Source organism: Micromonospora sp. NPDC049662 (genome assembly GCF_040675055.1).
In the GTDB taxonomy this organism is placed as follows: Bacteria; Actinomycetota; Actinomycetes; order Mycobacteriales; family Micromonosporaceae; genus Micromonospora.
Genome location: NZ_JBFAOC010000010.1, coordinates 63255 through 89093 on the forward strand (window position 1 = coordinate 63255; position 25839 = coordinate 89093).

Here is a 25839-nt window from a genome sequence, read left to right on the forward strand (position 1 = left end):
GCCCGGACGGCGCAAACCCGTCCGCGTACCCCTCCACAGCCCAGAGAGCAGGAGCCGATGAACCGGCGGATTCTCATCTCCGGCGCCAGTATCGCCGGGCCGGCCCTCGCGTTCTGGTTGGCCCGGTTCGGGTTCTCTCCCACCGTGGTCGAGCGTGCGCCCCGGCTGCGCGAGGGCGGCAACGGCGTCGACGTACGCGGGCAGGCCGTACACGTCGCCGAGCGGATGGGCATCCTGCCGCTGGTCCGCGCGGCGGCGGCGGACGTCGTCGGCCTGTCGTTCGTGGACGGGGCCAACCGGAGTGTGGCGCGCCTCGACCTGCGGGCCATCCAACGTCGAGCCGGCGACGCCGATGTCGAGATCATGCGGGGCGACCTTGCCGCGATCCTGCACGAGGCGACGAGGAACGACGTCGAGTACGTCTTCGACGACTCCATCCGACGGATGGACCAGGACGACGATGGAGTCACGGTCACCTTCGAGCGCGGGCCGACCCGGCGCTTCGACCTGGTGGTGGGCGCCGACGGCACCCACTCCACCGTGCGGCGTCTGGCCTTCGGCCCGGAGTCGGGATTCCTCACCTACCTGGGCCACCACTTCGCATTCGCCGAGGCCGACCCCGGGCTGGGCGAGAAGCGGTGGGTGACGCTCTACAACCTGCCGGGCCGGGCCGTCTCGATCTACCGCTCCGGCAACCATCCCGGCGCGAAGGTCCACTTCATGTTCCGCAGCAGGCCCCTGACGTACGACCACCGGGACGTCGAGCGGCAGAAGCGGTTGCTCACCGAGGCGTTCACGGATGTTCCGTGGCTCGTGCCGGAGCTGCTGGCGGGAGCGCTCGCCGATCCCGACTTCTACTTCGATTCGCTGAGCCAGGTGCGGATGCCGTCGTGGTCGTCGGGGCGGGTGGTGCTCGCCGGGGACGCCGCCCACTGCGCGTCACCGGCGGCGGGTGCCGGGGCGACGCTGTCGCTCGTCGGCGCCTACCGCCTCGCCGGAGAACTCTCGTCGGCCGCCGGGGATCATCGGGTCGCGTTTCACCGGTACGAGCAGGGCTATCGCAAGACGGTGGAGCGGCATCAGTCGAACCTGTTTCTCGGCCTGCTCGCCCCGAAAAGCCGCCCCGGCATCTGGGCGCGCAACACGATGGCCCGACTGCCGGTTCTTGGCGCGCTGGCGGGGGTGGAAGGTCGCCTACAGCCCCGGACCCCGGCGCTGCCGGACTACGGGCCGGCTGTGGGCTCGTCCCGGACCTGACAACGACCCTCGGCCTGCCGCGACGCACCGACGGGGACCGGAAGCGCCTCGGCTCCGGCCCCCGTCGGGACGCTACGAAGCCGGGTACTGCGCGAGGTAGACCGGCACGCCGACCTTCGTCATGTCGGCCGCGTCGCCGACGCCGTTGACGACGTGGTCGATCGTGCCGGCGCTCAGGTTGACGGTCATGATGTGGTGCAGCCGCACACCCGGCCGGTTCGGCACCTCGAACCCGTTCTCGGTGTGGATCGACGGGTTGTTCTGGTTGAACACGTACACCCCGCCGCCGTAGAGGTCGTGGTGGCGTACCCGGTCGCCGACCTTGTAGCCGGCGTAGCCCTCGACCGGGCCGTTCATCCAGTCGGCCTGCGTCGGCGGGTCGTACGGCAGCTCGTTCTGGTAGAGGACCGTGGTGCCGTGCTCGCCGTTCCAGACGGTGTTGTAGCGCTGGAAGTGCTCGACGAACAGCCCGGTGGCGGTCACGTGGTCGCCGTTGATGACCGCGCCGTACCGACCGGTGTTGGTGCGCCACCGGTCGGTGTCACCGTTGACGCCCTCGGTGAAGCCCTCGACGCCGTGGTCGCCGCGCCACACCCAGGTGTGGTCGATGAGCACGTTGTCGCTGTTGACCTCCAGCGCGGTGTTCGTCCGGCCGATGTGCGGGCCGCCGACCCGGAAGTACACGTCGGACAACGTGGTGGGGTTGGCCGCGCTGCTGGCGTCGTGGCCGTGCTGCCGGCCCACCCGCAGCAGCACCGGCGACTCGACCGTGCCGGCGTCGATCGTGACGCCCGCGACGATGACACCGGGCACTCCGGCGACGTCCAGCGGGACCGCGCCGTTCACGGCCGTGAGGGTGGCGTGGCCGATGCCGAGCACCACCGTGTTGGCCCGCCGGATCTCGATGCTGCGGGCGATGTCGTAGACGCCGGGGGTGAGCAGCAGGTGCTTGCCGCGCGCGAGCTGCGCGTTGATCAATCGGACCGGGTCGGACGGCTTCGCGATGAAGAAGTCGTCGATGCCGATGGTCCGTCCGGGGGTCATGCCGTTCGCCCACGAGATGCCCCGGCTGTCGCGCTGCGCCGCCGGCACCCGCACGTTGTAGTGGCCTTTGGCGTCCACGAACAGGTACGGCTTCTCCCGGCTTACCGGGGTCGTGTCGAGGGTGGTGTACGGCGGGTCGGGGAAGGTCGCGTCGTCCGGGGCGCCCTCGACGCCCGCGAACACCTGGTTCCACACCGCGTTGGACCACCCGGCGACCTCGCTGTTGCGGGTGAGCCACTGCTGCTGCGAGCCGTTGGTGGTGGCCGGCAGCCGGGAGTCGGCGATGAAGCCGCCGCTGGCGTACTGCGGGCCGGCCGTGCAGTAGTCCATCAGGGACAATCCGCCGCCGGTGATGTTGAGCCGGCGCATCGAGACCGCCTGGGACACCGCCCAGAAGTTCGCCGTCGAGCGGCAGCCGTCCTGGCCGGCGGCGTTGACGGTGAGCGAGAGGTTCGACAGGGTGCGCCAGAAGTTGACAAGCGCGAGGCAGTTGCCGGTGCCGCCGTCGGCGAGGCAACGGTTGTAGACCTCGATCTTGCCGTTGACGGCGACGTCGGTCGGGGACGCGCCGAGGCCGGCGACCTCGGTGTAGTAGCCGACCTTCGTCTGCAACGGCTGCTCGGCCGTGCCGTAGCTGCCCGGCGTGAAGAGGTACGCGTGCCGCTCGGTGCCCATCTCGTTGTCGACCTGGCGGGCGTGCGCGGCGTCGAGGGTCTGCTGGATCTCCCCGACCGGCATGGACGGGTCGAAGATGGTCACGTTCGGCCCGAAATCGGGTGCGCTGTGCGTCGGGCGGCCGGCGCTGGCCGCGGTGCCGCTCACGGTGACGGCGGCGGTCACCAGCAGGGCAAGGGTGAAGGTACGTCGGGACGGGCTCGTCATGTGGTTCGTCCTATCGACTGGGCGGACCATGGGCGCGCTCGACAGTGAGAGCGCTCTCTGACCCCGTTTCTACCCGCTCGACGCCCCGTACGCCATCGCCCCGGCCACCTCCCCCGCGATCTTGCACTTTGTGTCGACGATTCGCGCCCTTGGATGGGTTATGTCGCCACCGAAAGTGCAAGATCGCGGAGCGGGGCGGGGCGGGGGTGGGGTGGGGCGGAGGCCCGGTGGGGGTCAGCCCAGGGTCAGGGGGCGCAGGCCCAGGTGGTCCAGGGCGCGGCGGTCGTTGACGGTGGCGGGGGCGCGTCCGGTTGCCTTGCGGAGGAGGGTGATCGGGTCTCCGGTGGCGTCGACCGCGACCCGCCACTGTGGGCCGAAGAGCAGGCGCAGCAGGTGTTCGGTGGCGGCCGGGGTGAGCCACGGCTCGCGGGGTAGCGCGTCGGCGACGTCGAGGCCGTGCAGGACCACCTCGACCAGGCGGGTGGTCAGGAAGTCCGACAGCAGCATGGGGTCGCCGTGCCGGGTCCGGACCACCCGGTCGGCGGGCTCGTCGCGGCACACCTCGACCACGGTCCGCCCGGTGTCCGCGAGATCCCGCACGAGTGTCGCCGCGTCCGGGTCGGCCGCGCGGCGCTGCGCCGTCCGTACCCGCTCGTCGTTCGTGTCGTCGCTGAACCGCCCGTCCGCGCGGTAGTACTGCGCCGCCGTGGTCCCGGCCCGCCCGGGAGCGGGCGCGGCCACCATGTCCGGCACCCGCGAGAGTACGACGATGACGTGCCCCACCACGTCGCGTACCCGCCACGGGTCGCAGCGCGAAGGCCGCTCCCACTCCGGCGGCGGCACCTCGACCAGGGCACCGGTGAACGCGTCGATCTCGCGGCCCAGAACGGACAGGACATGGTCAGTCATCGTCCACCATTCTGCCACCGACGGATCCGGCCGCCCGCCGGTACTCGATCGTCGCGGCGACCCGGTCGGCGGTGGCGACGTCCACCTCGCGTTCCGTGATCCACAGGGCCAGGTCCAGCCCGGCGGAGAGCGCGCCCGCGGTGATGCGGTCCCCGTCGTCGACCACCCGCTCGTCGAGGACGGTGACCCCGTACGCCCGCAACTCCTCGTACGCGTTGCGGTTGGTGGTCGCTCGCCGTCCGGTGAGCAGCCCGGCGGCGGCGAGCAGGAGGCTGCCCGTGCACACCGACGCCAGCCAGCGCGTCGCGGGTGCCAGCGCGGCCAGTCGGGCAGGCAGCACCCCGTGCTGCGCCTGCGCCCACGACCCCGCGGCGGCCCGGTTCAGCCAACCCCCACCCGGTACGACGATGCCGTCGGCCGGCCCGAGCACCGTCGGCACGTGCAGGGTCACGCCCCGCATGCTGCGTACCGGCCCTGGCCGCTCGACCGCGACCAGCTCGACGGCGAATCCCGCCATCGCCAGCACCTCGAAGGGACCGAACACGTCAAGTTCGTCGAAGCCGTCGAAGACCACGATCTGTATCCGCACCCGGCCAGGATCTCGTCCGGCCGCCGGCTCTGACGAGTGGCATTCTTGCCACTGTGCACAAGCAATCCGCCACGCACCGGGTCGCCGTCCTCGCCCTGCCGCCCGTCGTCGCCTTCGACCTGACCATCGCGACACACGTCTTCGGACACGAGGGCCAGGGCCGGTACGCGACCACCATCTGCGCCCCGGATATCGGCGGGCTGCCGACCACCACGGCCGGCCTCGGCATGAGCGTCGAGGCCGACCTTGAGGCCCTGCGCGACGCGGACACCGTCATCGTGCCCGGCTTCCGGCGCGGACCCGCGCCGGCCCGAGCGCTCGACGCCCTGGTCGCCGCCTACGACCGGGGTGCCCGGGTGGCGTCGATCTGCACCGGCGCGTTCGCGCTGGCCCAGGCCGGGCTGCTCGACGGCCGGCGGGCCACCACCCACTGGGTCCACGCCGAGGCGCTGGCCCGGGAGCACCCCACGGTCACCGTCGACGCGAACGCGCTGTACGTCGACGAGGGACAGGTGCTGACCAGCGCAGGGCTGGCCGCCGGCCTCGACCTGTGCCTCTACCTGGTCGGCCGGGACCACGGCCAGGCGGCGGCCATCGAGCGCGCCCGGGTCATGGTCACTCCGCTGCACCGGGCCGGCGGGCAGGCGCAGTTCATTCCGCTGCAACCCACCGACGACACCGCCCTGGCCGTGGTCACCGAATGGGCGACCGCCCACCTGCACCTGCCGCTGACCGTCGCGGACCTGGCCCGACGCGGCCACCAGTCCACCCGTACGCTGCACCGCGCCTTCCGGCACCGCTTCGGCATGAGCCCGCAGGCGTGGCTCACGCAGCAGCGCCTACGCGCCGCGTGTGGCCTGCTCGAAGACGGCACGGTCACCGTCGACGAGGTCGCCCGCCGAACCGGCCTGGGCACCGCCACCAACCTGCGGGCCCACTTCCGCCGCGCCTTCGCCGCCACCCCCACCGCCTACCGCCGAGCCTTCAACCCCTGACCCCACCCACCCCTCCCGCCCCCGCCCCCGCCCCGCCGATCATGTAGTTGTGGTGGTGCACAAAAGGGACTTTGATGGCTAAGATGGCCACCACAAGTCCATGATCGACGCCGCAGAGCCCGGGCTGCGGGGCGGGTGGGTCACCGGGCCGGCACCGGGTCGTCGAGGAACTCGTCGATCATGGGGGCCAGCCAGTCGGCGCGGTGCGGGATCGTGGTGTGGGTGGTGCCGGGGAGGATGGCCAGGCGGCAGGACGGTAGCCCGGTCAGGTCGCCGGGCACCGCGCCGCCGAGCAGGCGGAACATCCGTACCGCGTGTTCGGGCTGGACGATGTCCGCGTCGGCCAGCACGAGCATGGCGGGTACGGCCAGGGCCGCGATCTGCTCGGGCGTCCACCGGGGCAGGTTCGCGTCCAGCACCTTCATCTTGGTGACCAGGTTGGCCCAGCCCGTCGGGTCCGGGGCGGTCCGCAGGTACTCGTCGTGGAACTCCGAACCGTGCAGGTGCTCCGGTCGCAGGTCCTGGATGCCGTCGAGCAGCCCGGGGTGCAGGCCCGCGTCGTCGAAGCTCACCGAGGCGAGCACCAGCCGCCCCACCCGGTCGGCGTGGTGGGTGCCGAGGCGCAGCGCCACCGCCGCGCCCATGCTCCACCCGTACACGTCGGCCCGGTCGACACCGAGGCGGTCGAGCAGCTCGACCACGTCGGCGGCGAAGTGCTCGACGGTCAGTGGACGGTCGACGTCCGGGGTGTGGCCGTGCGCCTGCAACTCCACGGCGATCACCCGCCGGGACCGGGCGAGCAGCGGCAGGATCGTGCCGAACGAGGTGCCGATGCCGGAGAGCGCGCCGTGGATGAGCAGCAGTGGCCGGCCCTCGCCGGTGCCGTGAGTCTCGTGGTAGATGTCCATGCCCACACGGTGCGCCGGCCCGCTTACGGTCCGCTTCAGGTCGGCTTACCGGCGTTCGGAACTGTGCCGAACCCTTCGGTCCGACCGGGGACGTCGATACAGGCCATAAGATGACCGCCGTGCAGTTCGGGGTGCTCGGGCCGCTCGCCGTCACCACGGACGCCGGCGAGCCGGTGGTGGTGCCCGGCGCCAAGGTCCGCGTCCTCCTGGCCGACCTGCTCACCAACCGCAACCAGGTCGTCTCCGCCGACCGGCTCATCGACGACCTGTGGGGTGACGACTCCCCCGCCAACCCCACCGGGGCGCTCCAGGTGCGGGTGTCGCAGCTGCGCAAGGCGCTCAACGACGCCGAGCCGGGTGCCCGCGACCTGGTCGAGTCCCGCGCGCCCGGCTACCTGTTGCGGGCCGGGACGGTCGACGCCGACCGGTTCGCCGAACTGGCCCGGCACACCGACGTCGGCCGGCTGACCGAGGCGCTGGCGCTGTGGCGGGGCGAGGCGTACGCCGACGTGGCCGACGCCGAGTTCGTCCGCGCCGAGGCGACCCGCCTCGCCGAGCAGCGTCTCGCCGTGCACGAGCGGCTGGCCGAGGCGCGGGTGGCCCGGGGCGAGCACGACCTGGCCGCCGCCGACCTGGCCGAGCTGGTGGCCCGCAATCCCCTGCACGAAGGGCTGCGGGCGGTGCAGCTCCGCGCGCTGTACGCGGCCGGTCGCCAGTCCGAGGCGCTGGACAGCTACGCCGAGCTGCGGGACCGGCTCGCCGACGAGCTGGGCCTCGACCCGAGCCCCGAACTGGTCGCCCTGCACCGCCGCATCCTCGAACAGGACGCCGGTCTGAGCGCGCCGCCGAAGGCCGCGATCATCCGCAACAGCCTGCCGGCGCAGCTCGACGAGCTGGTCGGCCGGGCCGAGGCGTTGACCGAGCTGCGAGCCCTGCTGCCCGGGCAGCGCCTGGTCACGCTGGTCGGGCCGGGTGGTGTCGGCAAGACCCGGCTGGCCACCGAGGCCGCCCGTACCCAGTCTCCGCCGGACGGCGTGCTGCTGGTCGAGCTGGCGCCGCTGCCGGCGGGCGACCCGGGCGTCGCCGAGCAGGTGCTCGGCGCGCTGGACGTTCGCGAGGCCGCCGGCGCCAGCCGGTCCCCCACCGACCGGCTCGTCACGGCGCTACGCCAACGGCACCTGCTGCTGGTGCTGGACAACTGCGAACACGTCGTCGAGCCGGTCGCCGCGCTGGTCGCCCGGCTGCTGCGCGACGCGCCCGGCGTGCACGTGCTCGCCACCAGCCGGGAACCTCTCGGTCTGACCGGCGAACTGCTCTGGGACGTACCCCCGTTGTCGTTGCCGCCGTCGGACGGTGACCCGGACGCGGTCCGGCGCTCGGCGGCGGCCCGGTTGTTCGCCGCCCGCGCCGCCGCCCAGCAGCGCGGTTTCCGCCTCGACGAGCGCACCGCGCCGGCCGTCGCCCAGCTCTGCCGTCGCCTGGACGGTCTGCCGCTGGCCCTGGAACTGGCCGCGACCCGGGTGCGCGCCCTTGGCGTGCAGGGCGTGGTGGAACGCCTCGACGACCGGTTCCGGCTGCTCAGCACCCCGCAACGCGACGTGCCGCCGCGCCAGCGGACGCTGACCGCGGTTATCGGCTGGAGTTGGGACCTGCTCGACGAGGCCGACCGGCAGGTGCTCGCCCGGCTCGCGGTGTTCCGCGACGGCTGCACGCCGGAGGCCGCCGAGCTGGTCTGCCGCACCGACCTGGACGCCCTCGCCCGGCTGGTGGACCGGTCGCTGGTGGTGTTGGACGACGCACCGGACGGGCCGCGGTACCGGCTGCTCGAATCGGTCGCCGCGTTCTGCCTGGACCGCCTCGACGACGCCGACGAGGTCCGGGCGCGGCACGCCGGCTACTACACCGAGCTGGCCGAGCGCGCCGACCCGGAGTTGCGCGGGCCCGAGCAGCGGCGGTGGCTGGCGCTGCTGGACGCCGAGACGGCGAACCTGCGCGCGGCGCTGGCCCACGGTGGCGGGTTGCGGCTGGCGGTCGCGCTGAGCTGGTACTGGTATCTGCGCGGCCGGCTCACCGAGGCGTGTCGAGCCCTGGCCGTCACCGGCGACCCGGAACAGGAGCGCAGAGCGGCCCCCTGGCGGGTCGGGTTCGCGCTGCTGCGGGGCGCGGCGGTCGCGCCGGCCGACGTCCGGGCGGCGGTCGCCGGCGACCCCGGCGGCCGGGGCGCGTGGTTCGCGGCGAACACGCTGATCGAGCACAGTGACCTGGCACTGGCCGTGGAGCTGATGCCGGCAGACGTCGACACGTGGACCGAGGCGGCCGTGCTCGCCTCGCAAGCCAAGATCGCGCACGTCGCGGGCGACCAGGCGACCCTGGAGCGGACGGCGACCCGCAGCGCGACGCTCTTCGCCGAGATCGGCGACCGGTGGGGCCGGCTCCAGGCCACCGAGTGGGTGGGCGGGCTCGCCGAGATGCGCGGCGACCACGAACGCGCCGCCGCGCTGCACACCGAGGGGCTGCGCTGGGCCGAGGAGTTACGGCTGTGGCCGCAGGTGTGCACCGAACTGTCCTGGCTGGCCTGGTTGGCCGTGCAGACCCGGGACTATTCGCAGGCCCGGGAGCTGGCCGAACGCGCGTACCACCTGGCGGTGCAGCAGGACGCCCCGGGCGCGCTGGTCTTCGCGGAGCTGAGCCTCGGGTTGGCCGCCCGCCGCGACGGCAAGCTCGACCTGGCCGTCACCCACCTCGGCAACCTCGCCGAGCGGGGGCGCGCGGAGGCGCAGACCGCGCTGTACCTGCCACCGGTCCTGGTCGAGCTGGGGCACGCGATCGAGCAGGGTGGCGACCCGGACGCCGCGCTGGCCCTGCACGTCGAGGCGTTCGAGGCCGCCGAGGCGATGGCCGCGCCCCGGGACGCGATCTTCGCGCTGGAGGGGATGGCGTCGGCGGTACGCGTGCCGGAGGTCGCGGCCCGGCTGCTCGGCGCGGCGACGGCCGCCCGCCTGGCCACCCGGTCGCCGTGCGCGCCGGCCGAACGTGACGAGGTCGACCGGGTGACCGCGCGGGTCCGGGCCGCCCTCGGGCCGGACCGCTTCGACGCGCTGGTCGACGAGGGCACGAAGCTGAGCCCGGGCGAGGCCCGGGCCCAGCTCTGAAGCGACCGTCGGGGGACGGTCAGGCGGCGCTCTTCGGCCGGTACGTCGCGACGATCACGCCGCTCTTGTGCACCCGGGTGTCGACCAGGTCGAACGACGCCGTGAAGTCGCTCAGCGGCGTCGTCACGCTGGACGCGCCCTGCAACACGGGGTGGATCCAGAAGCGGACCTCGTCCACCAGGCCCGCGTCGACGAGCTGGGCGGTGACCGAGCCGAAGCCGTACTGGATGATGTTCCTGCCGTCCTGGGCCTTGAGCGTGCGGACCGCCTCGACCAGGTCGCCCTGGAGCACCTCCGTGTTGTTCCAGGTGGGGTCGGTGAGGGTGGTCGAGGCGACGTACTTCTTGACGTTGTTGAAGTAGGCCGCGCCGGTGGTCGGGTCGCTCTCGTCCTGCTGCGGCCAGGCGACGGACATGCCGTCGTAGGTGGCCCGGCCCATCAGCATCGCGTCGGCGGCGTCGGTCAGCTCGCCGGCGAGGCCCCTGGCCTCCTCGTCGAAGTACGGCGCGGTCCACATCGGGTTCTCGATGACGCCGTCGAGGGTGATGTAGGTCGAGTTGACGAGCTTGCGCATCGGTATCTCCTGGGTGTCGGTCGTGTTCTCCGGTGACACCCAGGACACTGCCCGGCCCCGCTTACGATTCGCTTCAGGTGCCCTTGCCAGGGTCCGAAAGCGGGTCGACCAGCGGCTCGACCAGCGGGATCGGCAGCGCCTGCGCGGCTGCCGTGCCGCCGCCGGCAGAATGCTCCGGCGCGGGCCGGTCGTCGACGCGGCTGTGCAGGCGTCCACGCCCGGCCGGCCCGGGGCGTCGGGTGACCTCGACGGTCACCATCGCCACCGGTGGTGGCGGGACGGTGAACCGGCCGACGCCCCAGCGCACCCAGATGGGGATGCGCCCGGCGTCCGCCTCCGCGGTCAGCTTCTGGACCGTCCGGGCCCGGTCGGTGTGGTCGACCTCCACCACCACCGGCGGCCCGTCCGGGCGGGCGCACGCCACGTCGAGGACCGAGTGCCGCTGCTGCATCGGCGGCGGCAACGGCAGCACGCTGGGCGCCCGCCGGTAGACCCGCCAGCCCTGCGCGCTGGCCCACCGCACCACCGCGTCGATCACCCGCGCCGTGACCTCGTCCGTGTCCAGGTCGACGAAGGTCAGCTCGGCGAGGGACCGGCCCAGGTCGGCGGCCAGCCGCTCACCCTGCGCCGTGACGTCCACCGGCGCAGGATAACGCCTCAGCCGAGGGTGATCACCGTCGTGGCGAGGTGCCGGTTCAGCCAGGAGGTGGTGGCCGTACGCGCCGCCTCGGCGTTGTCGCGGGCCAGGAAGTCGTGCCCCTCACCCGCGAGCACGAGGTGCCCGTGCGGCACGTCCCGGGCGGCGAGCGCCTGCGCCACCTGCGCCGACTCCCCGGCCGGCACGTTGGTGTCGTTCGCGCCGTGGATGAGCAGCACCGGCACGTCGAGCTGGTCGATACGGGTCATCGGCGACAGGTCGCGCAGCAGCTCCGCGTCGCGCACCGGGTCGCCGTACTTACTGACGGCGGCGGCGGCGATCCACGGCTCGGTGCCGGCGTAGAAGGTGCGGAAGTCGGAGATGCCGCACTCGGCCACGCCGGCGGCGAACAGGCCGGGGAAGTTCACCAGCACCGCGAGGACCAGGTAGCCGCCGTAGGAGCGGCCCAGGCAGCCGAGGTGGCCCGGGATCGCGACACCGCTGTCGACGAGGTGCTCGGCGCACGCCGCCACGTCAGCGATGGCCCCGTACCGGCCGGCGAGGTTGTCGGCGGTGACGAAGGAGCGGCCGAAGCCGGACGAGCCGCGCACGTTCGGCGCGAACACCGCGATGCCCTGCGCCACCAGGGCCTGGAACAGCGGGTTGTAGCCGGGACGCTCCTGCGCCTCCGGGCCGCCGTGCAGACTGATCGCCGTCGGCCAGGGGCCCGGGCCGGCCGGGCGGTAGAGCCAACCGGACAGCGGCAACCCGTCGTGGGCACGCAGGTCGACCAGCTGCGGCGCGACACCCGGGCCACCCGTACGCGCGGCGTCGGTGTCCGGCCGCAGCGGGCGCGGATCGCCGGTCGCCGGGTCGACCAGCCACACCTCCCGGGGCTGCACCGGCCCCTGCGCGGTGAGGCAGAGCAGGTCACCGCCGTCGGCGAAGACGGCGTCGCTGAGCACCTCGCCGGGGGCGGTCACCGCCCGTTGGACGCCGCTGGTCAGGTCGAACAGGCTCAGCTCGCTGCGCCCGCCGTAGGTGTTCCACAGCAGCGCGGCCCGCTCCCGCCGGGTGTCGAGCGCGACGTGCTCCAGCTCCGCGTCCAGCCGCGCCGCGACGCGGGTCGGGGCCAGCGTCGGTCGCGCGAGGTCGACGCGCACCAGCGCCGCCAGCTCCGAGAACGCGTCGGTACGCGCCAGCACGCTCGTCCCGTCGGGGCCGAACCAGCCCTGGTCGGTGCTGCCCCGGCCGGTGTCCGGCAGCAGGCGTACCCGGTCGCCGGTGGTCACGTCGAGCAGTTCCAGCCAGCGGGCGTTACGGGGGCCACGCCGCAGCAGGGCGGACCCGCCGTCGTCGCTGACATCCAAGAGGATGAGCAGGTCGTCCTCGGCGAGCACCCGCCGGTGCCCCGTCTCGGCGTCGACGAGTACGGCGGCGCTCCGCTCGGCGCTCTCGGTGACCGCCATCAGCGCGCCGCCGGGCAGCCACCGGGACAGGCTCGCGCTGCGGCGGCCGAAGCCGGCGACCTGGCGGAGTCCCGTACCGTCCGGGCGCAGCACCCACAGCTCGGTGCGGGGCGCGCCGCCGGGCGCGACGACGCAGGCCAGCCACTGCCCGTCCGAGGACCAGCTCACCGAGAGGACCGGCTCGTCACCGCCGGGCAGCGCGACGGCCTCGACGGCGTCCACGTCCCGGACCCAGACGGCCGGGGTGCCCGCCCGGTCGGACACGTACGCCACCCGCCGGCCGTCCGGCGACGGCGCGGGCGCGGGCGCGGGCGCGAAATCCTCGCCGGGAGGCGGGGTCACCGCCGGCCGGTGCCGCGCGGGGCGGGTCCGGTGCGGCGCCTCGGTCCGTACGCTCATCTAAACCCCGATCCGCTGCAACCAGAGCTCCAGCAGCCCGAGCTGCCAGAGCGCGTTGGAACCCAACGTGGTCCGCTGGGCGTTCGGCGTGTCCAGCAACTCCTCCAGGTAGTCCTTGCGGAACAGGCCGCGCTCGCGCGCCGGGCGCGCGGTCAGCGCGTCCCGGACGTCGTCCATCAGCGGGCCGGAGAGGTGCCGGATCGCCGGCACCGGGAAGTAGCCCTTGGGCCGGTCGATCACCTCGTCGGGGACGATGCCCCGGCTCGCGGCCTTCAGCACGCCCTTGCCGCCCAGGGCCAGCTTGAGCGCCGGTGGGCAGGCGGCGGCCAGCTCGACAACCTCGTGGTCGAGGAACGGCACCCGGGCCTCCAACCCCCAGGCCATCGTCATGTTGTCGACCCGCTTGACCGGGTCGTCGACAAGCATCACCAGGCTGTCCTGGCGCAGCGCCGCGTCGAGCGCGGTGTCCGCGCCCGGCGCGCCGAAGTGGGCGGTGACGAACTCCAGGCTCGCGTCGTGGTCGAGCATCCACTCGGGCGCCAGGTGGCCGGCCAGCGCGTCGTGGCGACGATCGAAGAACACCCGGGCGTACGCTTCGACGGCGTCCTCGCGGGCGACGTTGGCCATCGGCGGATACCAGTCGTAGCCGGCGAAGATCTCGTCCGCGCCCTGGCCCGACTGGACCACGGTGATCCGCTTCGAGACCTCCTCGGAGAGCAGGTGGAACGCCACGCAGTCGTGGCTTACCATCGGCTCGCTCATCGCGGCGATGGCGTCGTGCACGGCCGGCACGAAGCGGGCGGCGTCGATGCGGATCTGCTGGTGGTCGGTGTCGAAGTGGCGGGCGATCAGGTCGGAGTAGTGGAACTCGTCGCCGGTCTCCCCCGCCGCCGCCTCGAAGCCGATGCTGAAGGTGGCCAGTCCGGTCTGGCCCTGTTCGGCGAGCAGGGCGACGATCAGGCTGGAGTCGAGCCCCCCGGAGAGCAGCACGCCGACCGGCACGTCGGCGACCATCCGCCGCCGTACGGCGGTCCGCAGCGCCGCCATGATCCGTTCCTGCCACTCCTCGGCGGACATGGCTGGCGCGGCGGCGCGGTTGAACTCGGGCTGCCAGTAGACGGTGTCGGTGCTGCGGCCGTCGGCGGTGATCACCCGTACGGTGGCGGGCGGGAGTTTGCGGACGCCGGCCAGGATGGTGCGCGGCGGCGGCACCACCGAGTGGAAGCTCATGTAGTGGTGCAGCGCCACCGGGTCCAGATCGGTGTCCACGTCACCGGCGGCGAGCAGCGCCGGCAGCGTCGACGCGAAGCGGATGCGACCCGGCGTCTCGGCCAGGTAGAGGGGTTTGATGCCGAGCCGGTCGCGGGCCAGCACGAGGGTGTGCGTGGCCAGCTCGACCAGGGCGAACGCGAACATCCCGAACAGCCGCTCGACGCACGCGGTCCCCCACCGGTGGTACGCCTTGAGGATCACCTCGGTGTCCGAGGTGGACCGGAAGGAGTAGCCGGCGGCGGTCAGCTCGTCGCGCAGCTCCCGGTAGTTGTAGATGCAGCCGTTGAAGACCAGGGCGAGGCCCAGCTCAGCGTCGACCATCGGCTGGGCGCCGGTGTCGGACAGGTCGATGATGCGCAGCCGGCGGTGCACCAGCGCCGCCGGACCGTGCTGCCACCGCCCCTCACCGTCCGGGCCGCGGGACGACAGGACGGGGAGCATCCGCTCCAGGGCCGCCAGGTCCGGTGACGCCCCGTCGAGGCGGAACTCGCCTCCGATACCGCACATGGCACACACCTCTCATCGGCTCGGTCCGCTCGGGCCGCTGACCGGTCCAGGCTTGGTGGGCCCGGTTGCGTCCCGATGACATCCGCATCAAGCGTGGGTTACACCGAGGGCTCTCCGGCTCCGCCGAGCAGCCAGGTGTCCTTCGACCCACCTCCCCGCGACGAGTTGACGATCATGCTGCCGGCCGGCGCGACCCGGGTCAGGGCCACCGGCGCCACCTCCGCAGTCTCGCCGAGGAACACGAAGGCCCGCAGGTCAACGTGGCGAGGCGCGAGCGCCGTACCGTCGAAGACCGGGTGGGTGGTGAGCGTGACCATCTCCTGGGCGATCCACCGGTGTGGGGCGGCGAGGATCTGCTCCCGGACAGCGTCCAGCTCCTCGGCCTCGGCGCGCGGGCCGATCACCACCCGGTCGCCGCCGTACCCGTCGACCGGCTTGAGCACCAGCTCGCCGAGCCGGCCCAGCACCTCGGCGCGCTGCTCGGGCACCCCGCACAGGTACGTCGGCACGTCGCCGAGCAGCGCCTTCTCCCCGAGGTAGTACTCGATCAGCCGGGGCACGTACGCGTACAGCGCCTTGTCGTCCCCGACGCCGTTGCCGAGCGCGTTGGCCAGCGTGAGCCGCCCGGCGTGCACCGCCGCGAGCAGCGGCCAGCCCAGCGGCACCCCGTCCGCGCCCGGGGCGTGCAGCAGGGCCTCCTCGTCCATCCGCAGGTAGATCACGTCCACCGGGCTGCGGTGGCCCTCGGTGACCATGTGCACCCGGCCGTCCTGGACCAGCAGGTCACCGCTCTCGGTCAGCGGCACGCCCATTTCGTCGGCGAGCAGCCGGTGCTCGAACCAGGCCGGGTCACCCGGGCCGCTGCTGAGCACCACCACGGCGGGGTCGTCGGCGGCGGCCGGCGCGGCGGCGACCAGCGCCCGGCGCAGCATCGCCGGCGTCTCGTCGGCGGGCAGCAGGTCGGCGGGCACCGGCAGCTCGGGCAGCACCGCCTGGGTGAGCCGGCGGTTCTGCACGGCGTAGCCGATGCCCGAGGGCACCCGCAGGTTGTCCTCCAGTACGTACCAGCCGCCGTCGGGGTCGCGCACGAGATCAGTTCCGGACACCTGGGCGCGCGTGCCGTGTCGGCCCATGAGCGCGCCGGTCGGGCGCAGCCCCGGCGAGGACTCCACCACCCAGGCCGGTACGACACCGTCGGCCACCACCGCCCGGTCGGCGTAGACGTCGCGCAGGAACGCGTCGAGCGCGCGGGCGCGCTGCACCAGGCCGGCGCGCAGCGTCCGCCAGTCGTCGGCGGGCACCACCCGGGGCACCAGGTCCACCGGGAAGAGGCGGGTGCTGGCCTCGCCGGCCACGCTGAAGGTCACGCCCCGGGCGCGTTGCTCCTCGTCCCGGTCGTGCTCGCGGTGGCGCAGGCCGACGGCCCCGAGGGCGCGCAGGGCGGTGAGCAGCGGACGGTACGCGGGTGTCGGCCCGGCCGGGCCGAAGACCTCGTCGCCGGCGTCCGCGTACGTGGACAGCGCGGGCGGGGGCGTCGCACCGGGCAGGGGGGCGCGCACCCGACCCCGGGTCTCGTCGAGCAGCAGGTCGACCACGTCGGCCAGCCGGCCCCGCCGCTCGTAGGCCCGTCGCTGTCGGGCGGCGGAACTGCCCCGGTCGAGGGCGTACCGGGTCAGCTCGCGGACCTGCTCCCAGTCGCCGGTCGCCTCCAACTGGGGGCGCAGGTCGGCCACGAGGCGGCGGACCGCCTCGGCGGCGGGCACCGGCCGCGCCGAGCGGGGCAGGTCGAGCAGGTCGCCTTCGAGGCCGGAGCGGGCGGCCCGCCACACGGCGGCGCGCAGCACCGGCGGCCGGACGGCGGTGCGCTCGACACCGGCGCGCAGGGCGGCCACCTCCCGCCGCACGAGCGCCCGGAACAGGCCGGTGAGCAGGACGATCGTCTCGACGTCGGCGTTGGCGTCGGTGATGCGCAGCTCGACGGTGGGCACGTGCGCCGACGGCCGGACGTCGAAGTAGATCATGGCGGGGTCGGTGATGGTCTCGGACGAGATCAGCTCGGCGACCAGGGCCTCGTGGTCGGCCGCGCTGGTCACCTCGCCCGGGTCGCCGGCCGTGGGCCAGCGCTGCCAGACCAGCGAGCGGACGCTGGCGTAGCCGCTGTCCTGGCCCATCCAGTACGGCGAGCTGGTAGAGAGGGCGAGCAGCACCGGCAGCCACGGCTGGACGCGACGGGTGACGGCCACCGCCAGGTCCCGGTCGGAGACGCCCACGTGCACCTGCGCGCCGCAGATCAACTGCTCGCGGGCGAGCAACTGGTACTCGTCGACCATCCGCCGGTACCGCGAGGTGGGGGTGACGCTCGGGTCGCCGTCGGCGCGCAGCGGCACCGTACCGGCCGCCACGATGCCCAGCCCGGCCCGGTCGGCGACCTGGATCGCCGACTGCCGCAGCCGGGTCAGCTCGGCGCGGATCTCGTCCAGGGTGCGGCAGACGGCGGTGTTGGTCTCCACCACGCTGCGGTGCAGTTCGGCGGTGAACGACGTGGCCGGCAGCCGGTCGAGCAGTTCGCCGGCCCGGGGCACCAGCTCCCGGGTGTGCAGGTCGACGACGTGGAACTCCTCCTCCACGCCGAGGGTGGCGAGGTCCGCCGGGTCGTCGTGACCCGGTGGGGCCGGAGCCGGACGGGACGCGGGCACGGCTCGTCCGTTGCCGGACCGGCCCACCGGCCCGTCGAACGTTGCCGCGTTCGTGGTGTTGTCGACCATGGTCACCCCGGTTCGCGTGTCGGTGGTCTCGACTGTCCGACGAGCGTTCCCAGGCTTGGTACCGAGGGTGTTTCCGGCACGTTAAGGTGACGCGCTGTTCCGCCTCGTGGTCACCGGTCCTCTGATCACCTTCGGACACCGAGCCGCAAGCCTCAGGTGCCGCCCCGGCGAAGGCCGCGGGTGGGTGATCGACACGTGATCGCCGATGTCGGGGCATCCCACTGGCTCGGATACCCCGACATCGGCGATCTGGAGTCGATCAAGCGCGCGGCGAGGTCACCTCATGTTGGCCACCACGAACGGCGCGTGACCGTGCAGGTAGTTGTTCCATCCGCCGGTCACCGGCGCGCCGGGGCTGAGCAGGTTGGTGGTGTCGGTGCCGACGTCGAGCTTCCAGGCGGTCCAGGAGATGCCGTTCGCCCTCATCCAGTCGATCCAGGACTGCGCCTCCGGCAGGCAGGCGCGACCGTCGAGGCCGCCGTCGGCGTTGCTGGCCCCCCACTCGGTGACGAACAGCGCCAGACCGGCCCGGATCGCCGCGTCGCCCTTGGCGCGCAGCGACGCGCCGTGGGTGCAGGAGTAGAAGTGCAATGTGTACATGAGGTTGGTGCCGGAGAGCGGGCTGGCCGCCGCGGCGTCCACGTCCTGCGACCACGTCGGCGTGCCGAGCACCACGATGTTGTCCGGGTCGGCGGCGCGGATCGCGGAGACGACCGCCTGGTGGTACGGCTTGATGACGCCGGTCCAGCTGAACTGCAACGGCTCGTTCCACGTCTCCCAGATGACGTTGGGCAGGTGACCGTAGCGGCGTGCCAGGTCACCGAAGAACGCCACCGCCTGGGACTGGTTGTTCTGCGCCTCGTGGGCGTGCCAGTCGACGATCACGTAGACCCCGGCGCTGACGGCGTTGTTGATGATGGTCTCCACCTGCGCCCGCGCCCTGTTCGGATCGCTCAGGTACGCCCCGGCCGGCTCGACGCCCATCGCCGCGCGGATCACCTGGAGGTTCCAGTTGTCCCGCATCCAGCGCAGCGCGGACAGGTTCTCGGCGTAGGGAGCGGTCTCCCAGTTGAGCCACATGCTGCTGACGCCGCGCAGCTGCACCCGCGCGCCGGACCTGTCGCACATCGTCGTGCCGCAGACCCGGAGCTGCCCGTACCGCTCGACCGGCGTACCGGCGGTCGGCGGCGGCGTGGTGGGCGGTGGGGTGGTGGGCGGTGGGGTCGTGGGTGGCGGAGTGGTCGGCGGTGGCGTGGTGGGCGGCGTTCCGCCGGAGCAGGAGACGCCGTTGCCGTTGATGGTGCAGTTCACCGGGGTGCCGGTGCCGTCGACGAGGAAGCCGAACGACGTCGACGCGCCAGCGCCCAGGGTGCCGTTCCACGACACGTTGCTGAAGGTGTAGTGGCTGCCGGCGGTCACCTGCTGGGCGTTCCACGACTGGCTGATGCGCGACCCGGCTGGCAGGTCGAACTCGACCCGCCAGCCGCTGATCGGCGCGGAGGTGTCGTTGGTGACCGTGACCTGGCCCTGATAGCCACTGCCCCAGCTGTTGGTCACGGAGAACGCGGCTGTCGCCGCGCTGGCCGGCGTGGCGATCGTCGCCACCGCGCCGGCGAGCAGGCCGGCGACGGCCAGCGACGTGACAAGTCTCAGTGTGCGCATGCGGAACCCGCTTCGGATCGACGGTGATGGTCTGCGGCGGGGCGGCGCCTTCGCGCACAATATCGATGGCCGACGATTCCATGCAAGCCGGGTCAGTCGGCTCAGCGCCGCCGGCCCCAGCGACGTGAACCGGCCCCGCCCCGCGACCCACCCTTCTCCCGGGCCAACATCTCGGCCGCGACCCGCAACTTCTGGGCCGGCTCGGCGGCGGCCGGGCCCAGCGTCTCGACGAACCGGTTGCCCATCGACAGCACGATGGCCGCCCGGTCCAGGTCACCGATCAGGACCAGACACTGGGCGTACACCCCGTAGGTGTTGGCCATCTCCCAGAACGACAGTGGACGCGCCATGTCCAGCAGACCCTGTCGCAGCTCACAGGCCCGCGACGCCGCCAGCGCCGCCTCCTGGGCGCCCTCGGTCGGCGACGGCCGGGTGAGGTGCCGGTGCAGCAGCGCGACCGCCTGGTTGTGGTAGGCCGTCCCCATCGCCTCCCGGGTCCGCGGCCCGGCGGACGGGGGCGACCCGGCGGAGGTCAGACCCGTCGTCACGGCACGCTCCAACAGGTCCCGTCGGGTGGCGGGCTGACCAGCGGCGAACGAGACCTCGGCCAGATCGACGAGCGCGGTGATCAGTTCGGCCAGGGCCTCGTCCCGGGGCGTGGCGAGCACGCTCGCAAACTCGGCCGCCACGGCGTCGTACACCCGCTCGAAGACGACGACCGCCTCACCGCCGGGCGCCATCGCGTCGGCGGCCCGGCCCCGCGCGGACAGCAGCATGCTGTGTCGCCACAGCGCCCGGGCCAACTGCTGCTGGTCCTCCCGCGCGGCCCGGCCCGGCCCCCGCACGGCCTCCCGGTACGCCTCGATCACCCGGCTCCAGAGCCGGTCGGCCTCCGCCCACGTCTCCTGTCGCGTCGAGCGCTCCCGCGCCTGCTCGAACAACCGTCGTCGCTCGTCCGGCCCCATGCCACACACCGCCCTTCGTGGTAGCCCCAGCCCACGCCGCACGGAACAGTGAGCCCTGTCGATTCTAGGCCGGACCGATGACCACCACCCGCGCGGTCGCGTCGACCGCTGACCGCCCGGGATATCGCCGCCACCTCGAGCAGCGCGCTGCCGCGCCTCGGGGCCGGCCCGCGCGGGCCGGCCCCGGCCGCATCCGGGTCGGCCCGGGGGTCGGTGGGGGCCCGCCGTGCCGGCGGGCCCCGACCTGCGTCTGGGCGCGGCGCAGCCGCCGGCGGGCGCGGGCGCGACCGCCGGGGCACCGACCGTGGGCAGTCCGAGCAACACCCCGGGGGTACGCGGGGAGCGCCCGGCCTCGGCGGCGTCACCGGCCCGGGTCCGGCGGTGCGACAGGGGCGCGCCGTCGGCGTTGAGGTGGTGCGGCGCGGCGTAGGTGATCTCGGTGTGCACGATGTCGCCGGGCCGGATCGACCCGGCGAAGCTGCCGGCGTCGAAGTGCACGAGACGACCGTCGCGGGCCCGCCCGGACAGCCGCCCGGTCCGCTCGTCCTTGCGCCCCTCGCCGACCGCGACCAGCACCTCGACGGTCTCCCCCACCAGGCGCTTGTTCTCCGCCCAGGTGATCTCCTCGACGCAGGCGATCAGCCGCTCGTAACGCTCCTGCACGACCTGCTTGGGCAGCTGGCCGTCCATGGTGGCGGCGGGGGTGCCGGGGCGCTTGGAGTACTGGAAGGTGAAGGCCGACGAGAAGCGGGCCTCGCGCACCACGTCCAGCGTGCGCTGGAAGTCGGCCTCGGTCTCGCCGGGGAAGCCGACGATGATGTCGGTGGTGATCGCCGCGTCCGGCATCGCCGCCCGGACCTTCTCGATGATCCCCAGGTACCGCTCGGAGCGGTACGACCGGCGCATCGCCTTCAGCACGTCGTCGGAGCCGGACTGCAACGGCATGTGCAGCGAGTGGCACACGTTCGGGGTCTCGGCCATCGCGGCGATCACGTCGTCGGTGAAGTCCTTCGGGTGCGGGCTGGTGAACCGGACCCGCTCCAGGCCGTCGATCTCACCGGTCGCGCGCAGCAGCTTGCCGAACGCGTACCGGTCGCCGAACTCGACGCCGTACGAGTTGACGTTCTGCCCGAGCAGGGTCACCTCCAGCACGCCCTCGTCGACGAGGGCGCGCACCTCGGAGAGGATGTCGCCGGGGCGCCGGTCCTTCTCCTTGCCGCGCAGAGAGGGCACGATGCAGAACGTGCAGGTGTTGTTGCAGCCCACCGAGATCGAGACCCAGCCGGCGTACGTCGACTCGCGGCGGGTCGGCAGCGTGGACGGAAAGACGTCCAGCGACTCCAGGATCTCCACCTCGGCGGCGGCGTTGTGCCGGGCCCGTTCCAGCAGGACCGGAAGCGCGCCGATGTTGTGCGTGCCGAAGACCACGTCCACCCAGGGCGCCTTGCGGACGATCTCGCCACGGTCCTTCTGCGCCAGGCAACCACCGACGGCGATCTGCATCCCCGGGTGCTTGTCCTTCACGGGGCGCAGATGACCGAGGTTGCCGTAGAGCCGGTTGTCGGCGTTCTCCCGCACCGCGCAGGTGTTGAAGACGACGATGTCCGGGGTGTCGTCGGCTTGGGGCGCGCGCACGTAGCCGGCCTGTTCGAGCAGGCCGGAGATGCGCTCGGAGTCGTGCACGTTCATCTGGCAGCCGTAGGTGCGCACCTGGTAGGTGCGCGGGCTGCCCGCCGCTGCGGTAGTCATGACCTGGACAGCGTATCCGGGTCGGCCGGATCACCCCGAACCGAGGAGCACCCGACATGTGCCGAAGCATCAAGACGTTGCGGGAGCCGTTCACCCCGCAGGTGACCGACGCGGACATCGAGGCGGCGGCGTTGCAGTACGTCCGCAAGATCTCCGGCTTCCGGGCGCCCGCCGCGCACAACGCCGCCGCCTTCGAGGCCGCCGTGGCCGCCGTGACCGAAGCCACCCGCACCCTGCTCGACCAGTTGGTCGTGCGGGGTGGGTCGAACGCCGCCGACCGGCCGGCCGCCACCGCCCCGGGGCGCGGCTGACGCCCCGGCCCGGCCGGCTCGGCGCGAGCGGGCCCGGCCGGCTCGCTGGCGGTCAGGCCCGGCCGGCCCGGCGTGAGTAGGCCCGGCCGGCTCGGCGGCGGTCAGGCTGCGGCGAGGACCGGCGCGACGGTGTCGGGCGCCCAGCGGGAGCGGTGACACTGCGACCAACCCCGGCAGCCCGGGTCACCCAGCGAGCAGAGCCGTCGCCGGCTGAGCACCTCGCCGTCGTCGGTGTCCCGGACGTCGAAGTGCACCGGGCGGACCGTGCCGTCCGGTGCGACGAGCAGGTGCCGGCTGGCGTCCAACGTGTCGTCCCGCAGCAGGCAGTCCCGGCCCAGCAGCCGGGCCAGCGCGGCGATGCTGGCGTGCTCGGAGAGCCGCTCGGGCACTCCGTAACAGTCGATCACCGTCGGGAACTCGCCCGGCGCCTGCCAGACGTCACACACCACCGCGTACGCGGGCAGTCGCGCCGGGTCCGCCGCGGCCAGCGGCATCACCACCCGACCGAGCGCCTCGGCCAGCGCCGGGTAGACCTCCACGGGTCGTACCCGGTCGATTCTCCAGTTCCACAGCTCGGTCATTCCGCCTCCTCGCTGCGTTCGTCCCACCGGCCTCCGGATCGGGCCTTACTGACGATGGTGGGGGGCATATGACCTCAGCCGGGGGCAAGTTACCGGTCTGTGACCATTCCGGGCAAAATTTCCCTGAGCGGCATTGCTCGGAGTAGCGGGAAGGTGACAGTTTATCGGGTATCGTGCGCCAGCCGAACCACCGGGCCAGCGTGTCCCGGCACCATCGGTAGCGGTTCGGTGGGCCGTGGGTCAGCGCAGGACGACCAGGTGCTCCCCGCGGGGCAGCAGCTCTCCCACCACCGGTGCGCCCGGCAGCTCACCCGCGACCAGCAGACCGCCGGACGTCTGCGCGTCGGCCAGCAGCAGCCGCTCTCCCTCGTCGGCCGCGCCGAAGTCCGTCCACGGGGTGACCCACTCCAGGTTGCGGCGGCTCCCGCCACTGACGTACCCGTCGCGCAGCGCCTCCCTTGCGCCCGCCAGGTACGGCACCCGGGCCGTGTCGATGGCCACCGTCAGCCGGCTGGCGCGGGCCAACTTCGAGGCGTGCCCCAGCAGGCCGAACCCGGTCACATCGGTGCCGCACCGGATGCCGGCGGCGACCGCGGCGCGCGCCGCGTCCCGGTTCAGCGCGCTCATCGAGGCGACCGCCTCCGGGAAGCTCTCGCCGGTGGACTTGTGTCGGGTATTGAGCACGCCCACACCGAGCGGCTTGGTCAGGGACAGCGGTATCCCGGCCCGGCCCGCGTCCAGAGTGATCAGCTCTTCGGGGCGTACGGTGCCGGTGACCGCGAGGCCGTACTTCGGACCGTCGTCGTCCACACTGTGCCCGCCGGCCAGGTGACAGCCCGCCTCCCGGGCCACGTCCTGGCCGCCGCGCAGCACCTCCCGCGCCAGTTCCAGCGGCAGCACGTCCCGCGGCCAGCAGAGCAGGTTCAACGCCACCAGCGGGATGCCGCCCATCGCGTACACGTCGGACAACGCGTTGGCCGCGGCGATGCGCCCCCAGTCGTACGCGTCGTCGACGACCGGGGTGAAGAAGTCCGCGGTGCTGACCAGGCCCGTACGCTCGTCCAGGCGGACCACCGCGGCGTCGTCGCCGTGGTCGAGGCCGACCAGCAGCTCGGCGGTGCCGGTGGCCGGGCCGAGACCGGCCACCATGGCCTCCAACTCGCCCGGCGGGATCTTGCAGGCGCAGCCGCCGCCGCGCGCGTAACGGGTCAGCCGTACGGGTTCGGTCATCCCCCCATGATTTCGGCAACGCCGTGCCACCGCCACCGTCGCGGCCCACCGGTGACCGAAACCGGACCCCCGTAGCCGATCGTGACCGGTGTTACCGCTCCGTGACCAACTGGGTTGCGTTCCGCCACATCATGCCGCCTACAGTTGCCCAACCGGGGGTCGACCGACCCCGATCCGGGGAGACGACAGGGACGGTGGACGACGTGACGACGGGCGAACCGCTCATCGTGCTGGACGCGGTCAACAAGTGGTTCGGACCGCTGCACGTGCTGGACGACGTCTCGCTGTCGGTGGGTCGGGGCGAGGTGGTCGTGGTCATCGGCCCGTCCGGCTCCGGCAAGTCGACGCTGTGCCGCGCCATCAACAGACTGGAACCGATCAACTCCGGCACCATCACCTTCGACGGTCAGCCACTGCCGGCCGAGGGCAAGCCCCTCGCTCGCCTGCGCAGCGAGGTGGGGATGGTGTTCCAGTCCTTCAACCTCTTCGCCCACAAGACCATCCTGGAGAACGTCACCCTCGGGCCGGTCAAGGTCCGCAAGGAGAAGCCCGCCGTGGCCCGCGAGCGCGGTCTGGCCCTGCTCGACCGGGTCGGTATCGCCAACCAGGCGGACAAGTTCCCCGCCCAGCTCTCCGGCGGCCAGCAGCAGCGGGCGGCCATCGCCCGAGCGCTGGCCATGCAGCCCAAGGCGATGCTGTTCGACGAGCCCACCAGCGCCCTCGACCCGGAGATGGTCGGCGAGGTGCTGGACGTGATGACCTCGCTGGCGCGCGACGGCATGACCATGGTCGTGGTCACCCACGAGATGGGCTTCGCGCGGCACGCCGCCAACCGGGTCATCTTCATGGCCGACGGCCGGCTCGTCGAGGACGCCTCCCCGGCGGAGTTCTTCGAGAACCCGCGCAGCGAGCGGGCCAAGGACTTCCTCTCCAAGATCCTCACGCACTAGGCGTCCGTAGTGGAGCGCGCCGCACAAGGGCGGGCTCCGTCGAAGAAGGAGAAGAGTATGCGTATGACGCGCGTGGCGGCGGTCGCCATGATGGCCTCCCTCGCCCTTTCCGCCGCGGCCTGCGGCAAGGAGGGTGAGCCGACGCCGAGCGCCGGTGGCAACGCCTCCGGCGCCGCCCAGGGAGACACCTGCAAGAGCTCCGGCGCGACCTTCACCCCGAAGTCGGACGCTGCCGTCGCCGGCAGCCCGACCTTCGAAAAGATCAAGACGGCCGGCACGGTCTCCGTCGGGGTCAAGTTCGACCAGCCGAACCTCGGCTACAAGGACGCCCAGGGCAAGCGGTGCGGCTTCGACATCGAGATCGCCCAGTACGTCGCGAGCACGCTCGGCATCGACCCCGCGAAGATCCAGTACAAGGAGATCGCGTCGGCCAACCGGGAGACCGCGATCAAGGGTGGTGAGGTCGACTACTACGTCGGCACCTACTCGATCACCGACAAGCGCAAGAACGACATCTCCTTCGCCGGCCCGTACTTCGTCGCCGGTCAGGACCTGCTGGTCCGCAAGGACGAGTCGTCGATCACCGGCAAGGACACCCTCAAGGGCAAGAAGGTCTGCTCGGCCACCGGCTCGACGCCGATCCAGAGGGTCCGCGACGAGGGTCTGACCGAGGCGAACAACATCGTCGAGTTCAAGACCTACTCGGAGTGCGTCTCGCAGCTGCTGGACAAGAAGGTCGACGCCGTCACCACCGACGACGCGATCCTCAAGGGCTACGCGGCGCAGGACCCGGACGGACTCAAGGTGGTCGGCCAGCCGTTCAGCACCGAGAAGTACGGCATCGGCCTCCCGAAGGACGACAAGGCGCTGCGCGACTACGTCAACGACCAGATCGAGGCCGCCTTCACCAACGGCACCTGGCAGAAGATCTACGACGGCACGCTCGGACTCTCCGGCTCGGCCGGCACCCCGCCGAAGGTCGAGCGGTACTGATCGACCCGGCTCGACACGAGTAGCGGCGCCGGGCGGGGT

18 protein-coding genes and 1 pseudogene are annotated in these 25839 nt (G+C 72.8%); 6 read left to right on the forward strand and 13 right to left on the reverse strand.

Annotated features, from left to right (window positions below):
* Positions 1-57: 57 nt before the first annotated feature.
* On the forward strand, positions 58-1257 hold the full coding sequence (locus tag AB0J36_RS10730; RefSeq protein ID WP_357117588.1) for an FAD-dependent monooxygenase: 1200 nt from the start codon (positions 58-60) through the stop codon (positions 1255-1257).
* Between the two features lie 72 nt (positions 1258-1329).
* Here the strand turns inward: AB0J36_RS10730 and AB0J36_RS10735 are convergent, their stop codons facing one another.
* The 3 genes from AB0J36_RS10735 to AB0J36_RS10745 form a co-directional block, all read right to left on the reverse strand.
* Entirely contained in the window at positions 1330-3183 is a 1854-nt protein-coding gene (locus AB0J36_RS10735; protein ID WP_357169509.1) for an adenylyl cyclase, read from the reverse strand.
* A 234-nt stretch (positions 3184-3417) separates the two neighbouring features.
* Positions 3418-4092, reverse strand: a complete 675-nt coding sequence (locus AB0J36_RS10740; RefSeq protein WP_363660423.1) for a maleylpyruvate isomerase family mycothiol-dependent enzyme — start codon at positions 4090-4092, stop codon at positions 3418-3420.
* Entirely contained in the window at positions 4085-4681 is a 597-nt protein-coding gene (locus tag AB0J36_RS10745) for a DJ-1/PfpI family protein (protein ID WP_363660424.1), read from the reverse strand. The genes AB0J36_RS10740 and AB0J36_RS10745 overlap by 8 nt, the downstream gene beginning before the upstream one ends.
* Before the next feature lie 53 nt (positions 4682-4734).
* Here AB0J36_RS10745 and AB0J36_RS10750 point away from each other — a divergent pair, with 53 nt between their 5' ends.
* A complete protein-coding gene (locus AB0J36_RS10750; RefSeq protein WP_357169500.1) occupies positions 4735-5676 on the forward strand; it encodes a helix-turn-helix domain-containing protein in 942 nt (313 codons plus the stop codon).
* A 140-nt stretch (positions 5677-5816) separates the two neighbouring features.
* Here the strand turns inward: AB0J36_RS10750 and AB0J36_RS10755 are convergent, their stop codons facing one another.
* The gene (locus AB0J36_RS10755) at positions 5817-6584 is read right to left on the reverse strand and encodes an alpha/beta fold hydrolase (RefSeq protein WP_363660425.1); all 768 of its coding nucleotides are present in this window, start codon (positions 6582-6584) and stop codon (positions 5817-5819) included.
* A gap of 110 nt (positions 6585-6694) precedes the next feature.
* Here AB0J36_RS10755 and AB0J36_RS10760 point away from each other — a divergent pair, with 110 nt between their 5' ends.
* Complete coding sequence (locus tag AB0J36_RS10760) at positions 6695-9736, forward strand: BTAD domain-containing putative transcriptional regulator (protein ID WP_363660426.1); 3042 nt, start codon at positions 6695-6697, stop codon at positions 9734-9736.
* Positions 9737-9755: 19 nt separating this feature from the next.
* On the opposite strand, the gene AB0J36_RS10765 is transcribed toward AB0J36_RS10760, so the two are convergent.
* The 7 genes and pseudogenes from AB0J36_RS10765 to miaB all read right to left on the reverse strand — a co-directional run.
* A complete protein-coding gene (locus AB0J36_RS10765; protein WP_363660427.1) occupies positions 9756-10310 on the reverse strand; it encodes a dihydrofolate reductase family protein in 555 nt (184 codons plus the stop codon).
* 73 nt (positions 10311-10383) lie between these two features.
* Complete coding sequence (locus AB0J36_RS10770) at positions 10384-10950, reverse strand: hypothetical protein (RefSeq protein ID WP_363660428.1); 567 nt, start codon at positions 10948-10950, stop codon at positions 10384-10386.
* 17 nt (positions 10951-10967) lie between these two features.
* The gene (locus tag AB0J36_RS10775; protein ID WP_363660429.1) at positions 10968-12815 is read right to left on the reverse strand and encodes a prolyl oligopeptidase family serine peptidase; all 1848 of its coding nucleotides are present in this window, start codon (positions 12813-12815) and stop codon (positions 10968-10970) included.
* Positions 12816-14594: an N-acetylglutaminylglutamine amidotransferase gene (locus tag AB0J36_RS10780; protein WP_357394753.1), complete on the reverse strand. Its 1779-nt coding sequence runs from the start codon at positions 14592-14594 to the stop codon at positions 12816-12818.
* A gap of 98 nt (positions 14595-14692) precedes the next feature.
* Entirely contained in the window at positions 14693-17359 is a 2667-nt protein-coding gene (locus AB0J36_RS10785; protein ID WP_357394783.1) for a carboxylate--amine ligase/circularly permuted type 2 ATP-grasp protein, read from the reverse strand.
* 276 nt (positions 17360-17635) lie between these two features.
* The gene (locus AB0J36_RS10790) at positions 17636-19021 is read right to left on the reverse strand and encodes a cellulase family glycosylhydrolase (protein ID WP_357117556.1); all 1386 of its coding nucleotides are present in this window, start codon (positions 19019-19021) and stop codon (positions 17636-17638) included.
* 1256 nt (positions 19022-20277) lie between these two features.
* Positions 20278-21735, reverse strand: a pseudogene (gene miaB, locus AB0J36_RS10795) (tRNA (N6-isopentenyl adenosine(37)-C2)-methylthiotransferase MiaB); the annotation flags it as partial.
* A 56-nt stretch (positions 21736-21791) separates the two neighbouring features.
* Between miaB and AB0J36_RS10800 the strand changes: the two are divergent.
* Positions 21792-22046, forward strand: coding sequence for a DUF2277 family protein (locus AB0J36_RS10800; protein ID WP_357398695.1), 255 nt, complete (start codon positions 21792-21794; stop codon positions 22044-22046).
* Between the two features lie 101 nt (positions 22047-22147).
* On the opposite strand, the gene AB0J36_RS10805 is transcribed toward AB0J36_RS10800, so the two are convergent.
* Positions 22148-22627: a hypothetical protein gene (locus AB0J36_RS10805; protein WP_357122620.1), complete on the reverse strand. Its 480-nt coding sequence runs from the start codon at positions 22625-22627 to the stop codon at positions 22148-22150.
* Positions 22628-22867: 240 nt separating this feature from the next.
* A complete protein-coding gene (gene selD / locus AB0J36_RS10810) occupies positions 22868-23857 on the reverse strand; it encodes a selenide, water dikinase SelD (RefSeq protein WP_357122617.1) in 990 nt (329 codons plus the stop codon).
* A 194-nt stretch (positions 23858-24051) separates the two neighbouring features.
* Here selD and AB0J36_RS10815 point away from each other — a divergent pair, with 194 nt between their 5' ends.
* A complete protein-coding gene (locus tag AB0J36_RS10815; protein ID WP_357122614.1) occupies positions 24052-24807 on the forward strand; it encodes an amino acid ABC transporter ATP-binding protein in 756 nt (251 codons plus the stop codon).
* Between the two features lie 57 nt (positions 24808-24864).
* The gene (locus AB0J36_RS10820) at positions 24865-25800 is read left to right on the forward strand and encodes a glutamate ABC transporter substrate-binding protein (RefSeq protein WP_357398697.1); all 936 of its coding nucleotides are present in this window, start codon (positions 24865-24867) and stop codon (positions 25798-25800) included.
* Positions 25801-25839 lie beyond the last annotated feature (39 nt).

What these genes read in the sequence shown, in the direction of transcription:
- AB0J36_RS10730 (WP_357117588.1), top strand. Translation starts at nt 58, where the DNA reads ATGAACCGGCGGATTCTCATCTCCGGCGCCAGTATCGCCGGGCCGGCC.
- AB0J36_RS10735 (WP_357169509.1), bottom strand. Translation starts at nt 3,183, where the DNA reads ATGACGAGCCCGTCCCGACGTACCTTCACCCTTGCCCTGCTGGTGACC.
- AB0J36_RS10740 (WP_363660423.1), bottom strand. Translation starts at nt 4,092, where the DNA reads ATGACTGACCATGTCCTGTCCGTTCTGGGCCGCGAGATCGACGCGTTC.
- AB0J36_RS10755 (WP_363660425.1), bottom strand. Translation starts at nt 6,584, where the DNA reads ATGGACATCTACCACGAGACTCACGGCACCGGCGAGGGCCGGCCACTG.
- AB0J36_RS10760 (WP_363660426.1), top strand. Translation starts at nt 6,695, where the DNA reads ATGACCGCCGTGCAGTTCGGGGTGCTCGGGCCGCTCGCCGTCACCACG.
- AB0J36_RS10765 (WP_363660427.1), bottom strand. Translation starts at nt 10,310, where the DNA reads ATGCGCAAGCTCGTCAACTCGACCTACATCACCCTCGACGGCGTCATC.
- AB0J36_RS10775 (WP_363660429.1), bottom strand. Translation starts at nt 12,815, where the DNA reads ATGAGCGTACGGACCGAGGCGCCGCACCGGACCCGCCCCGCGCGGCAC.
- AB0J36_RS10780 (WP_357394753.1), bottom strand. Translation starts at nt 14,594, where the DNA reads ATGTGCGGTATCGGAGGCGAGTTCCGCCTCGACGGGGCGTCACCGGAC.
- AB0J36_RS10785 (WP_357394783.1), bottom strand. Translation starts at nt 17,359, where the DNA reads ATGGTCGACAACACCACGAACGCGGCAACGTTCGACGGGCCGGTGGGC.
- AB0J36_RS10790 (WP_357117556.1), bottom strand. Translation starts at nt 19,021, where the DNA reads ATGCGCACACTGAGACTTGTCACGTCGCTGGCCGTCGCCGGCCTGCTC.
- AB0J36_RS10800 (WP_357398695.1), top strand. Translation starts at nt 21,792, where the DNA reads ATGTGCCGAAGCATCAAGACGTTGCGGGAGCCGTTCACCCCGCAGGTG.
- AB0J36_RS10805 (WP_357122620.1), bottom strand. Translation starts at nt 22,627, where the DNA reads ATGACCGAGCTGTGGAACTGGAGAATCGACCGGGTACGACCCGTGGAG.
- selD (WP_357122617.1), bottom strand. Translation starts at nt 23,857, where the DNA reads ATGACCGAACCCGTACGGCTGACCCGTTACGCGCGCGGCGGCGGCTGC.
- AB0J36_RS10820 (WP_357398697.1), top strand. Translation starts at nt 24,865, where the DNA reads ATGCGTATGACGCGCGTGGCGGCGGTCGCCATGATGGCCTCCCTCGCC.